The following is a 12,899-nucleotide window of genomic DNA, read 5'->3' as shown; positions in this document are numbered from 1 at the left end:
TGAAGCCCTCATTGAGCCCATGCTTCACGGGAGTTACGCCAGGTTCGGCGTGGGAGCTACGCCGGGTTCAGCGTCCGGGCGATCGACGTGATCGCCCCCGGCCCCACCCGGCAGCACCCGCCGATCAGCCGCGCCCCCGCGTCCCGCCAGCCTGTCACCTGCTCGGCGGAGAAGGTCGAACTGCCGGTCCAGGCACGGGCATCGGCGTCCCAGACCTCGCCGCTGTTCGGATAGACCACGACCGGCTTCCCCGTCACCCGGGCCGCCAACTCCACAGCACCCTCGACGTCCTCGGGCACACAGCAGTTCACACCGACGGCGACGACCTCGTCCGCGTCGGCGGCCAACGCGAACGCCTCCGCGAGCGGCTGACCGGCCCGCGTCAGGTCCCCGGCCACGCTGTACGACAGCCACACCGGCACCCCGAGCCCGCGCACCGCGCGCAGCAGCGCCTCGGCCTCGTCGGCGTCCGGAACCGTCTCCAGGGCCAGTACATCGGGCGAGGCCGCGGCCAGCACCTCCACACGCGGCCGGTGGAAACGCTCCAGCTCGTCGACGCTCAGCCCGTACCGCCCCCGGTACTCGGACCCGTCCGCGAGCATCGCCCCGTACGGCCCGACCGACGCCGCCACCCACAACGGCCGCTCCGCGTCCGCCCGGCGCGCGGCCTCGCGGGCCAGCTCGACGCTCAGCGCGAGCAGCTCGGCGGCGCGCTCCCGGCCGATGCCGCGCTTGGCGAAGCCGGCGAAGGTGGCCTGGTAGCTGGAGGTGATCGCGACGTCGGCGCCCGCCCGGAAGTAGGCGAGGTGCGCGTCGACGATCGCCTCGGGCTGCTCGACGAGCAGCCGCGCCGACCACAGCTCGTCACTCAGATCGTGCCCGGCGGACCCCAGCTGGTTGGACATACCGCCGTCGAGGACGAGGGGGGAGCCCGAGGTGAGGGCGGCGGAGAAGGGGGTTTCGCTGGTCTCGCTGGTCATACCTCGACGCTAGTCCACAGTGGGCACGGCGACCGTATGTGTCCAGTACATGAACAGATCGACCACATTGTGGGATGGCGAGTTACGATCACGCCCTCCCCACCTCCCCACCTCTCCCCGCTGACCGGAAGTGTCATGACTGCGCCCAGCACCACCGGGGCCGACGAGCCGGAGCTGAACCCGACCGAGACGGCCGAGAGCGCCGAGACAGCCTCGGCGACGCAGAAGCCGCCGCCCGGCCGCCGCACCTTCGGCCTGGCCGCCGCCACCGCGCTGGTGATGGGCAACATCATCGGCGGCGGCCCAGCTGTACTGGCTGGCCAAGGGCACGCGGGACCGCGTCCGCCCGGCGGGCCTGGTCCGCGACCTGCTCGTCGCCGCCCTGTCCTTCGCGTTCTCGTTCTGGCTGATCGCGGGGGCGGGGTACGCGGCGGTGTATCAGGGGGTGTTGTTCCTGTTCGCGGGGATTCCGGTGTACGTGTGGATGCGGGGCCGACAGCAGTCGGAGGAACTGGAGGAGAACGAGAAGGCGGCCGCCTGATCCGGCTGCCTGGCCTGGGGGTGTGTCGCTACGAGGCGAGGTCCCGGACGTTGGCAAGGGCTCCTCGGATTACGCCGGCGAGCCTGCGATCCCCCTCGGCGGAGGGGAGTTCGCCCTGCCAGGCATCGATCTCCTGCCATCCGTGAGCGGCGAGGGACGGGTCGGGCAGTCCGACCTTGAGCCTCGGGGGTGCGGTGGGAAGGCGTACCAGCAGGGTGGAGGTCCCCAGGGCGGCGGCGACCGCGATGCCCTCGTAAGCCAACACCGGGACGCCGTATGCGGCATGAAGGGGCACACGCGGAGCCAACTGGGCCAACCTGTCCAGGAGATCGGGGTGCGTGTGCAGCTGCCATTCGCCCAGCGCGTAGTCGTTCGGTCCGTGGGGCGGAGAGCCCTGTGCCTGGAGGAAGTCCAGCAGCGCGGCGTTCTGGGGGTGCTCTGCGGATATCGACGGCAGGTCTTGGCGCATGGGCATGACAGTACGTCGGCAACCAGACGACTCGCGCGGGTGAAGTGCTCAGCTCGTGGCGACTGAGCGTTCCAAAGCAGCCCGATGATCGGAAACCCACTGATAGGCCGCCTGAACGTGGCTCACCGCCCCTGCGTCACGGAGCCCGATCATGGCGACATCACCCGCATCGGCCTGGGTCTCGATGCCCCGCCAGCACCGGTCCTGCCACCACAAGATCGTCGACACGAGACGTTGCCGGTCCGACAGCTCGTAGCTGTCGACGATCAGCCTCATGCGCCGGGTTGTCTCCTCGACGTCGGTGACCGAAGGGCCCAGATCGAGGTACTGCCAACAGACATGAGCGATGTCGTGGATCCGTGCGCCCGGCGCCGCAAGGTCCCAGTCGATGAATGCCGTCGGGCGAAGCTCGCCACTGGACAGCTGATAGACGGTGTTCTTGGGTGACAGGTCGTTGTGACACACGACCTCCTGGTCTCCGGCCAGCGGGGTGCCGGCCGTCAGGTCGTGGAACTCACGTACGAGCCGGGCGACCGTCACCAGACTCTCGTCGGATGACACAGCGGCAGGTTGTCGCCGCTCCCACGCCACATGGCCATCGAGGTAACTGAGGACCTCGCGGCCCTCGTCGTCCACACCGAGATACCGCGGAGCACCACTCCAGCCACTGGCTTCAAGCAACCTCAGCAGATCACCCACGAACCTCGTGCGAGCCGAGGCCGGACGGCGCACCGTGTCTCCGACACGAACGACCGCATTGACGAAACCTCCAGGCAACAGCGATTCAGGCATGCGTCCACCCTGCCTGATCGTTGCCTGCTTGATCCATCCGTGTCGCCGACCACCAGCGCGGGCACCAGCGCCGCAGTCCTTGCGAGGACGGTGCCTACGTGGCGTTCCTCTTCGCCAGCTCGTCGACGTAGTTGTACGCCGCGTCCTACCGGTCGGCCTGCCGCATCCGGACGACCGCGACCCCACCCTCCAGATCCACCGTCGTCCGGTTCGGCGGCGCCCCGTCCTCCTCGTCGTCCCGCATCAGCAATGACGACTGTCGCTCCTTGAGTTCGTTCTGCTTGCCGGGCGAGAAGGTCGCGTGCAGCTGCTCGAACCCGGTCGCCGATATCTGGCCCTGCCGGGCGCTGTTCCGCCAGGGCAGCACTCCCGCTCGCCCGGCCCGCAGCAGTAGCTGATCCACGAAGGCCATGACGGTCAGCAGGATGACCAGTCCGGGCAGGGTCATGAGGACGGCGAATTCCATGCCCCCAGTATCCGCAGCAGCGGCCGAAACCGGCAGGTTCCGGCCGCCCGGAGTCAGTCCTGCGCCGCGTGCCGCCCGCCCCGTCGCCTTCCGCCCCCGCTCCCGTGCCCCCGGACCTTCCGAGCCGCCGGAATCATCAGCCCCGCCAGCAGCCCGACCGCCATCGCGTACGGCCACCAGCCGAGCCCCGAACTGGACGCCGCCGGAGCGGAGTTGGTGTTCGAGTCGGCAGACGTCACCGAATCCGATTCCGATTCCGCCGCAGACCCCGTGCGTACCCCCGAACTCGCCGTCGGCGACGCACTCTTGGCGGCCGCCGTCAGGACCACGTCGTTGCCGTCGCCACCCCGGTAACTGATCCGGTACGTCGTGGCGCCGAGCTTCAACGCGGCGCCCTCCTTCAGCCCACTGAACGTGCCCACCGTCTTCGCGCGCCCCGCGTTGTCGAGCACCTTGATCGTGGGCGCGGAGCCGGAAGCCGCGCCCGCCGCCGACAAGTCCAGCGCCCCCGCCAGCCGCACCGCCCCGCCGACCTTCAACGGCTGTCCCCGCAGCACCAGTTCGCCCTTCGCGCTCTGCGTGTATCCACCCGTCACCGTCAACTCGCCCGCGACCACGCCCTCGTTGGTCACCGAGCCCTTCACCGTCCCCGAACCGGTGAGTGTCTTGCGCACGCGCAGTCCCGCTGTGCCCACGTCGAGCCGTGCGCCCGCCGCCGTCAGCCGAATCGCCTTGCTGTTGGCCAGAGTTGCCCCGCCCCTGAGCGCCAGCGTCCCCTTCGTGACCGTCGTGCTGCCGCTGTACGTCACTCCAGTCCCCGTCAATGTCGTCGTCGCCGCGCCTGACTGAGTGAGCGAGCCGCTACCGCTCACCCGCGACAGCGTCACCGTCTTGCTCGTATTCCGTACCACCAACGAGCCGTTGTTCACGACCTTGTAGAGCGAACCCTTCGTGTACAGGCCGCCGTCGCCGCCCGCCTTCCCGCTGCCCAGGCGCAGTACCGCGCCCTTCTCGACCGTCGTCGAGCCGTCGTAGTACTGGACGGCCGCGAACGTGACGTCGTTGCCGCGCGTCCCCTTGATGACGATGTCCCCGGCGCCGGGCGCGGAGAGCGTGTCGTGGTAGCGCCCGCCGCCGATCGGGGCGCCCAGCGTCACCGGGCCGTTGTAGTCGAACGTCAGCAGTGAACGGGAGCTGGCGGCAAGGAGGTTGATGTAGACCGTCTCCGCCGTACCCGGCATGAAGATCTTGTTCGTCGTGCCGTCGCCCCACTGGACGTTCGCGCCCTTGATGTTGGTGCCGCGCTTGTTGACGTTCTTGCGGGCGGGCGTCCAGTTGAGGGCGGGGTCCGTGAGTGACGGGTTCGTGTCGCCGCCCTGGTTCGACCAGCTGTATTGCCCCGTCAGGATCACCTTCGAGCCCGGGCGGGACTGGACGTTGATGTCGCTGCCGTACTCGCGCTGGTAGAAGTCCATCCCCATCGTGACCGTCTGGCCGAGCGGGGTGTCGACCGTCCAGGTGCCCTGGTTCAGGACCTTGCGTACGCGAGGGAGCGACGTCGCGAACTCCGGTCGGCCCGTGTTCACCCCCGTGCCGTTGTCGATCACCCCGGAGAAGGGGTGGGTGCCCGAGAGGTCCCAGGTGCCCCAGAGGAAACGGGGTTGCGTCAGCAGTCCGTCGCCACTGATCGTGCCCAGGTTGTACGTGCTCTTCAGGGACAGCCGCAGAGTGCCGTCGACCCTGATGTTGTCCTGGTTCAGGCGGAACGCCGGGGTGTTGTACGGGAAGTGGCCGATCAGGCCGGTCGTGCCGCCGTTGCCGTACTGGAGCGTGGCTCCCCGTTCAACCGTCACCGCCGGTGGGTCGGGGTTCGTCACCGTGACGTACGGGTGGTTGCCGCCGGGGATGCTCACCTTCTGGCCCTGCCGGGACCTGGGCAGCGTGAAGTCGCTGTCCTTCGTCAGGATCAGGGTGCCCGTGCCGCGCACGGTGAGGGTGCCCTCGCCGCGGAAGACACCGTCGTACGTCGTCGTCCCGGCGGGCACCCTCACCACCGTGTCGCCGGTGAGGGTGACGTCCCGGCCGGCGAGTACGTCGGCGGTGGCGTCCCGGAGGCCGGCCGCCGAGGCGGGCGGGGCGCCGAGCAGGAGGGCGGTCAGCGCGAGGGCCGCGGCAGCCGTCGTCGTCCTGAGGGCGGGGCTGGTGGTGAGGGAGTGGCTGTGCACGTGAAGGGAGACGGAACGGACTGCCGGGTAATAACAGAAAGTTGCTCAGTGGTTTTCGTCTCTCCCGACCCGTTGACCTTCACGTAACACGCGCTTACCTTTTGGGCGTTTGGGAGTGACAGATCTTGTTCGTAAGTACGAACGTTTCTCGTGTCACCCCCCACATACGAACACGTGCCAACATGATGCGCCCCACCCCCGAGAGGCATTCCGCATGAGCCGCGCTGACGACCCGCCCGAAGACCCCGCCCTCTCCGCACGGAGAGCGCTCCTGAAGGGCGCCCTCGCCGCAGGCGCCCTCACTGCCGTCCCCGGCGTCGCGCACGCCGCCGTTCCTCGGGCGACCGCCGCCCCCTACGTCAACCCCCTCGTCCGCAACCGCGCCGACCCCCACATCCACCGGCACACCGACGGCCGGTACTACTTCACGGCCACCGCCCCCGAGTACGACCGCATCATCCTGCGCCGCTCCCGCACCATCCGGGGGATCGCGACCGCCGACGAGTCCGTCATCTGGCGCAAGCACGCGACCGGGGTCATGGGCGCGCACATCTGGGCGCCGGAGATCCACCACATCGACGGCAAGTGGTACGTCTACTTCGCCTCCGCGCCCGCCGAGGCCATCTGGGACATCCGGATCTGGGTGCTGGAGAACGCCAGCCCCGATCCCTTCAAGGGGACTTGGGTCGAGCGCGGGCAGCTGAAGACCGCCTGGGAGACCTTCTCCCTCGACGCCACCACCTTCACCCACAGTGGCTCCCGCTACCTCGCCTGGGCGCAGCACGAGCCCGACATGGACAACAACACCGCCGTCTGGCTGTCGAAGATGGCCGACCCGCTCACCCTGACGGGACCTCAGATCCGGCTCACCACACCCGAGTTCGACTGGGAGCGCATCGGCTTCCGGGTCAACGAAGGGCCGTCGTTCATCAAGCGCAACGGCCGGATCTTCATGTCGTACTCGGCGAGCGCCACCGACTTCAACTACTGCATGGGCCTGCTGACCATCGACGCCCGCGACGACCTCATGGACCCGGCCAACTGGACCAAGTCCCCGACGCCCGTCTTCACCAGCAACGGCACCACCAGGCAGTACGGCCCCGGCCACAACTGCTTCACCGTCGCCGAGGACGGCCGTACCGACGTCCTCGTCTACCACGCACGGCAGTACAAGGAGATCGTCGGCGATCCGCTCAACGATCCCAACCGCCACACCCGGGTGCAGAAGCTCGGCTGGAACACCGACGGCACCCCGGACTTCGGCATCCCCGTCGCCGACACGCAGGTTGATTCGCTGAATCTGAAGGAGAGTGGCTCATGAGACGTGTGTACGCGGTTCTTCTCGCCCTATGTCTGGCCCTGGCCGGCGCCCTCGCAACCGCCGGACCCGCCCAGGCAGCCGCCGTGACCATCACCAACGGCACCCAGTTCACCGACACTTCGGGCAGCCCCCTGCACGCGCACGGCGGCGGAGTCATCAAGGTCGGCTCCTACTACTACTGGTTCGGCGAGCACCGCAACGCCGACAACACCTTCCAGTACGTGGACGCCTACCGCTCCACCGATCTGAAGAACTGGGAGTTCCGCAACCACGTCCTGACCCAGTCCAGCGCCTCCGAACTCGCCACCGCCAACATCGAGCGGCCGAAGGTCATGTACAACGCGGCCACCGGCAAGTACGTGATGTGGATGCACAAGGAGAACGGCGCCGACTACAGCGAGGCCCGTGCCGCCGTCGCCGTCTCCGACACCATCGACGGCAACTACACCTGGCAGGGCAGCTTCCGCCCGCTCGACACCCACATGTCCCGTGACATCACGGTGTTCGTGGACACCGACGGCACCGGCTACATGATCTCGGCGGCCCGCGAGAACTACGACCTCCAGATCTACCGGCTCACCGCCGACTACACCGGCATCGCCGCCCTGGTCGCCGACCCCTGGCACGGGGGCCACCGCGAGGCCCCGGCCCTCTTCAAGCGCGACGGCGTCTACTTCATGCTGACTTCGGGCGCCACCGGCTGGAGCCCCAACCAGCAGCAGTACGCCACCGCGACCAGCATCACCGGCCCGTGGACGGCCATGGCGAACGTCGGCGACTCGACGACGTACGGCTCGCAGACCACGTACGTCCTTCCCGTGCAGGGGAGTTCAGGCACCTCCTACCTCTACATGGGCGACCGCTGGGGCAACGCCTTCGGCGGCACGGTCAACGACTCCCGTTATGTCTGGCTGCCGTTGAGTTTCCCGACGACGACCACGATGTCCATGTCCTGGTCCCCCGAGGTCACCATCGACACCGCCACCGGCACGATCACCGGCACGAGTGCCACGTACAACACGCTGATCGCCCGGCACTCCTCGAAGTGCGCGGACGTGACCAGCCAGTCGCTGTGGGCGGGCGCCCAGATCAAGCAGTACACCTGCAACAGCGGCAACAACCAGAAGTACTGGTTCAAGTCGGTCGCGACCGGCTACTACCAACTCATGGTCCGCAACAGCTCGTTGTGCGTCCAGGAGAACACCAGCACGGTCACACAGGAGAACTGCAGCTCCTCGGCCACCAACCAGCAGTGGTCGCTCACCACCACCGGCTCCTACGTCAACGTCGTCTCCCGCGCGACCGGCAAATGCCTCGACGTGAGCGGCGTGTCCACCGCCGACTCGGCCGCCATCATCACCTACACCTGCAACGGCGGAACGAACCAGCAGTGGACACGCGGGACATGACAGTTACTCAGTAACGCGGGGCCCGGTGGAGCCGGGTGCGCGACCGCGCCCCGCAAGGGGCGCGGGGAACTGCGCGACCAGCCCCCACCGGCCCGCGGTCAAAGAACCGCCCATCCAGTGCAGCGCCCAGCTCAGCTCAGCAGATCGAGCGCATCGATGGCCGTACCCGCACTGAGATAACCCGTCGTCCCCGACCCGCTCACCACGTTGATCTTCAGGACGTTGTACTGACTGGTGTCCGTGAGCCACGCGCTCGCCGGCACGCTGTACGTGAACGTGTTGTTGTTCCCCCGGTACGACCCGTTGGTCAGCGACCGGGTGCTCGGCTGGGTGGGCGGGGAGGGGATCGCCGACGTCCAGGTGTCGTTGACGACGACCTGCGGGCGACCGTTCGCGTAGGCCGTCGTCACCCCGATGCGCAGGGTGTGCGCGGCGGCGGCCTGGGCGGTGGTCAGCTTGAAGTACACCAGCAGACCGCTGTTGACGTCCTTCCAGATGTAGCAGGGGAAGGCCGAGGTCTCGCTGCCACTGCCGATCACCACGTTGCCGGTCCAGGCGGCGGCCCGGACGTCCGACGGATGCGCGTACGTCATCAGGTCGGCGTTCTTGAAGCCGCTCGGCGTGCCGTTCCAGTCGTTGATCCGCCAGATCGCGCTCGCGTTGCTCGGGTCGTTCGACGACGGGATCGCGATCGAGTTGAGCGTGGTCGTACCGCCGGCCGAGACCGACACCGACGTGGTGTACACCGCCAGCTCGCCCTTGAAGACGGTCAGCGTGTACGTACCCGGAAGGGCGCCCGTGATCGAGAAGTAGCCGTCGGAGGCACGGGCCGAAGCCCAGTACTGCGCCGCCGAGTTGGCGATCCCGACCGTGTACGCGTACGCCGTGTTGCGCCCGGTGATCCCGACGCCCGCGACCCGGCCCCGGCCGCCCGCCGCGACGTAACCGGAGATGCCGAGCGAGTCCGCCCACGAAGTGGTGAGGGTGCCCGGGAACAGCGACGAGGAGGGCGCGGCGCCGTCCGTGAAGGCGATGACGTACGGGCCCTGGAGGCCGAAGCGCTGGTCCTCGGTCTGGTTCTGGCCGTAGTAGAGGATCTCGTACAGACCGCCGCCGTCCGCGCTCTGGTGGCGCAGGAGGGAGCGGTAGAACGGGCCGCCGGACGCCTTCTCGTGGTTGCTGCGCACCACGTACAGGCCGACGCTGCCGGTCGTCCAGCCGACGTAGTCGTAGTCCATGACCCGCAGCTTCGAGTAGTGCTTCGAGCGGGTCTGGCCGTCGGACTTCGCGAAGACGTCCGAGGCCTCGATGGTGGTCGGCGCGTAAGTGTAGGAATCGGGCTCGTCGTTGAGGAACAGGCCCGCCTTCACGCGCAGGATGAACCGGGTCGCCGAGACCGAGGTGTCGGCCTTGTTGGTCCACACGTAGACGTTGTTCTCGCCGCTGCGGGCCGCGTAGTAGTGCTTCAGCGTGCCGTACGTGACGCTGACCAGGATCGTCGAACCGGACTGCGTGATGGTCACGGTGGAGGTGCCGAGGCCGGACTCGATGTGCGAGTTCATACCGCCGTAGCCCTGGTACTCCGTGCCCCGGTAGACCAGCGAGGACAGGTCGCCGTTGGACTTGCGGACCTTGAAGACGAGGTTGGCGCCGGTGTCGATGACGTAGTTCGTGCCGTCGTCGGTGTAGCCGAAGGTCGCCGCCTGCGCCGTGCCGGGAAGGGCCAGTCCGGCGGCGGTGGCCGTGGCGCCGAGGACGAGCGCACGGCGGCCGAGGTGGGGCCCGGCGTGTCTGTCGTTGGCTGAGGACATGTGGGGGTGCCTCCTTCGGAGGGTGTGGGGGTGTGCGGGTGTCCGGAAGACTGGCAGTTGAATCGATTTCGCGAAAGGGCTTTCGCCGTAAGGAAGTTGGCAGTTGTGTGAAATCGTGCAGGGATCTAGAAAGCGCTTGTCGGACGATGTACGGTCCTGCCGCTGGGCCTTGTCGAGCGACGGAGGACTGCTGTGGGAACCGCGATGAGACGTTTCAACCGTGCCGTGCTTGCAGCTGTGACCCTGAGCACCGCTGCCGGTTTGTCGGCTGTTCCGGCCGCCGCCCACACACTCCCTCCGCACGCCCTGGGCATCGCCAACTGCACAGCCACCGCATGCCACTTCGACGTCGCGCCCGGCACCTACGACGTACGGGTGCTGCTCGGCGGTGAGGCCGCCGCCAGTACGGCCGTCAGCGGCGAGACCCGGCGCGCGCTGCTCCCGGAGACGGCCACGGCGGCCGGCGAGCGGGTCGCCCGCAGCTTCACCGTGAACGTCCGTACGCCCGAAGGCGAACCGACCGGTCCCGAGGGCACCCCCGGTCTCGACCTGGTCCTCGGCGGCTCGGCGCCGGCCCTGGCCGACATCCGCGTGACCCCGGCAAGCCGCCACACCCGGCAGATCTTCCTCGTCGGCGACTCGACCGTCTGCGACCAGCCCGGCGACCCGTACACCGGCTGGGGCCAGCGGCTCCCGCAGTACCTCCGCAAGGGTCTGTCCGTCGCCAACTACGCTGATTCCGGGGAGAGTACGGTCACCTACCTCGCCAACTCGGCGCTCTTCCCGACCGTTCAGCCGCTGATCCGCCCCGGCGACCTGGTCCTCGTCCAACTCGCCCACAACGACAAGCAGACGGACGAACCGACGTACCGCGCGAACCTGGAGACACTCGTCGCGGGTATCCGTGAGCGAGGGGGGAACCCGGTGCTGGTGACCCCGATCGTGCGCCGCTGGTTCAACGCCGACGGCACCCTGAACAACGGAACCGCCCTGCTGGTCAACGGACTTGGCGTCGACCACCCGGCGGTGATCCGGGCGGTGGCGGCGGCGCGGGGGGTGCCGCTGATCGATCTCACGGCTCGGACGAAGGCGCTGGTGGAGTCTCTCGGGGTCGAGGACTCCAAGGGGTTGTACCTGTACGACGAGAAGCGGGACAACACGCACACGTCTGTCCATGGGGCCACGGTTTACGCGGAGTTGGTGCGCGATGAGTTGGTGGCTCAGCGGCTTGCTCCGCGGGGCGGAGGGCGGTGAACGCTCCGCTGGAAGCGCGGTAATGAAACCGCGGGCCGGTGGGGGCTGGTCGCGCAGTTCCCCGCGCCCCTTACGGGGCGCGATACCGCGTCCTGCATTCGCCAGGGCCGCTTTGCCGGCCTGCAGAACTGACGGCCTGGCCCGCCAAGAGCCCCTGGGGCGTCCCGACCGGAACCGGGGCGCTCCAGGTTCTGCCTCGCGCTGCCCCATGCGTTGCTCGCGCGGCCGGTTCAGAGGGCCAGGCGGGCGATCCGCAGCGTCGCGGTGGTCGGGGACACGCCGTTCAGCGGGGTCGCGTACGTCGGGGTCACCGGTGCGTACGCCCAGGTCAGCGAGCCGTTCTTCAGGACCGCTATGTCGCCCGTGATACGCGCCTGCACGACCTTGTCCGGCGTCTTGTACACGCCGTTCCAGTCGATCAGCCGCAGATGCGTGCCCGTGAACGTGCCGGTGCAGGTGCCGCTCGCGCACTTGGCGTTCTTCAGGGACTCCCAGGAGACCAGCAGCCGGTCCTTGCCGTACGGGGCGACCCGGACGTTGACGTGTTCCGTCCCCGGCGAGTTCGTCAGGTAAATCGCCTTGCCCGCAGGGGAGTTGCGGTTCTTGAGGAACGACACCGCCGCCTGGTGCGTGCTCCACCTCGGCTTCACCGTCCAGCCCCGGCCGCTCGCGTCGTCCGGGTTCTTCGCGGCGGAGGCCGAGCCGCGCGAACCGTACGCGGTGGCGTAGCGGCCCGTGGACGACTTCACCAGGTCACCGGTGCGGCCCGCGTACGTGCCGCCGCAGTAGCCCGCCCAGCACTGCTCGCGCTGCACGGCGGGCGCGTTGTCGGGGGCGCCGATGCCCGTCGACACGAACAGGCCCGAGCGCCAGTCGTCGAAGCAGAGGGAGGTGAAGGCGCCGGTGGTCTCGGCGTGCAGGGCGATGCCCTCGTTGTGGGAGCAGCCCCAGCCCCAACCACCGCTGAGCTTCACGCCCTTGGAGCCGATGTACGACAGCTTGTCGCCGAAGTGGCCGTCGGCGAAGCCGCCCGCGCCGTGCACCACGAAGTAGGCGCCGTACTTGGTGCCGTTCCAGGTGAGCTGGCCGTCCAGGGTCGGCGACGTGTCGTTGGACGCGGTGCCGGTGAGCTTGGTGCGCCAGGCCTCCTTGCCCTGGGAGAAGCGGACCAGCGCCGCCGCCGTCTCCTTCCACTTGTTGGTGTCGGCGACCCGGGTGAGCAGCGCGAAGCCGTCGTTGTGCGCGACCAGCCCGCCGACCTCCTTGGCACCCTTGATGATCGCGTCGCCGCCCGCGCGCTTGCCCGCGGTGGTCAGCGGGGTCACGTGCACACCGTCCGAGGCCGGCCAGGCGACCCGCATCGTGCCGTTGGGCGCGACCGCTGTCGCCGTCCGCGTCCACTCACGCGTGTTGTTGTAACCGGCCGACACGTAGGGGAACTTGGCCGGCAGCGTCACCGAGGTGGTCGTGATGGTGAGACTGGGCGTCGCCGTGGTCGCCGCCCCGGCGGTCGCGTACCAGGCGCCGGCGAGCAGCCCGGCCGCCGCGAGCCCGCCGATGAGGGGCTTGCGGGCCGCGTGGGTGCGGCGGTGGGCGGAGGTGCGGGGGAGTGGTGCTGAAGTCATGCCTGT

10 protein-coding genes and 1 pseudogene are annotated in these 12,899 nt (G+C 68.7%); 4 read left to right on the top strand and 7 right to left on the bottom strand.

All coding sequences use genetic code 11. The annotated features are described in order from the left end of the window. Nucleotides 1-56: 56 nt before the first annotated feature. On the bottom strand, nucleotides 57-980 hold the full coding sequence (gene mmuM / locus LUX31_RS08050; RefSeq protein ID WP_235474087.1) for a homocysteine S-methyltransferase: 924 nt from the start codon (nucleotides 978-980) through the stop codon (nucleotides 57-59). A gap of 292 nt (nucleotides 981-1,272) precedes the next feature. Between mmuM and LUX31_RS08045 the strand changes: the two are divergent. Further along, nucleotides 1,273-1,521: pseudogene (locus LUX31_RS08045) on the top strand (amino acid permease); the annotation flags it as partial. A 28-nt stretch (nucleotides 1,522-1,549) separates the two neighbouring features. Here LUX31_RS08045 and LUX31_RS08040 read toward each other — a convergent pair. The 4 genes from LUX31_RS08040 to LUX31_RS08025 form a co-directional block, all read right to left on the bottom strand. Further along, nucleotides 1,550-1,990 (bottom strand): hypothetical protein, encoded by a 441-nt coding sequence (locus tag LUX31_RS08040; protein WP_235474086.1) that lies wholly within the window; start codon nucleotides 1,988-1,990, stop codon nucleotides 1,550-1,552. Between the two features lie 48 nt (nucleotides 1,991-2,038). After that, nucleotides 2,039-2,782 (bottom strand): phosphotransferase, encoded by a 744-nt coding sequence (locus LUX31_RS08035; RefSeq protein ID WP_235474085.1) that lies wholly within the window; start codon nucleotides 2,780-2,782, stop codon nucleotides 2,039-2,041. 145 nt (nucleotides 2,783-2,927) lie between these two features. Continuing rightward, nucleotides 2,928-3,248, bottom strand: coding sequence for a DUF6191 domain-containing protein (locus LUX31_RS08030; protein WP_235474084.1), 321 nt, complete (start codon nucleotides 3,246-3,248; stop codon nucleotides 2,928-2,930). A gap of 53 nt (nucleotides 3,249-3,301) precedes the next feature. Then, nucleotides 3,302-5,473 carry an autotransporter gene (locus LUX31_RS08025; protein WP_235474083.1) on the bottom strand — a complete coding sequence of 724 codons (2,172 nt, stop codon included), beginning with the start codon at nucleotides 5,471-5,473 and terminating at the stop codon, nucleotides 3,302-3,304. A 214-nt stretch (nucleotides 5,474-5,687) separates the two neighbouring features. Between LUX31_RS08025 and LUX31_RS08020 the strand changes: the two genes are divergently transcribed. Continuing rightward, nucleotides 5,688-6,794 carry a glycoside hydrolase family 43 protein gene (locus LUX31_RS08020; RefSeq protein WP_235474082.1) on the top strand — a complete coding sequence of 369 codons (1,107 nt, stop codon included), beginning with the start codon at nucleotides 5,688-5,690 and terminating at the stop codon, nucleotides 6,792-6,794. Then, complete coding sequence (locus LUX31_RS08015; protein WP_235474081.1) at nucleotides 6,791-8,203, top strand: RICIN domain-containing protein; 1,413 nt, start codon at nucleotides 6,791-6,793, stop codon at nucleotides 8,201-8,203. The genes LUX31_RS08020 and LUX31_RS08015 overlap by 4 nt, the downstream gene beginning before the upstream one ends. 131 nt (nucleotides 8,204-8,334) lie before the next feature. On the opposite strand, the gene LUX31_RS08010 is transcribed toward LUX31_RS08015, so the two are convergent. Then, the gene (locus LUX31_RS08010) at nucleotides 8,335-10,014 is read right to left on the bottom strand and encodes a rhamnogalacturonan lyase B N-terminal domain-containing protein (RefSeq protein WP_235474080.1); all 1,680 of its coding nucleotides are present in this window, start codon (nucleotides 10,012-10,014) and stop codon (nucleotides 8,335-8,337) included. A gap of 204 nt (nucleotides 10,015-10,218) precedes the next feature. Here LUX31_RS08010 and LUX31_RS08005 point away from each other — a divergent pair, with 204 nt between their 5' ends. Next, the gene (locus LUX31_RS08005) at nucleotides 10,219-11,268 is read left to right on the top strand and encodes a rhamnogalacturonan acetylesterase (RefSeq protein ID WP_235474079.1); all 1,050 of its coding nucleotides are present in this window, start codon (nucleotides 10,219-10,221) and stop codon (nucleotides 11,266-11,268) included. Nucleotides 11,269-11,498: 230 nt separating this feature from the next. Here the strand turns inward: LUX31_RS08005 and LUX31_RS08000 are convergent, their stop codons facing one another. Continuing rightward, a complete protein-coding gene (locus tag LUX31_RS08000) occupies nucleotides 11,499-12,893 on the bottom strand; it encodes a hypothetical protein (RefSeq protein ID WP_235474078.1) in 1,395 nt (464 codons plus the stop codon). Between the last annotated feature and the right edge of the window lie 6 nt (nucleotides 12,894-12,899).

Source organism: Streptomyces sp. GQFP (assembly GCF_021545335.1).
Classification (GTDB): Bacteria; Actinomycetota; Actinomycetes; order Streptomycetales; family Streptomycetaceae; genus Streptomyces.
Note: the sequence above shows the minus strand (reverse complement) of the source record. Positions and strands in the feature narration are given on the sequence as shown.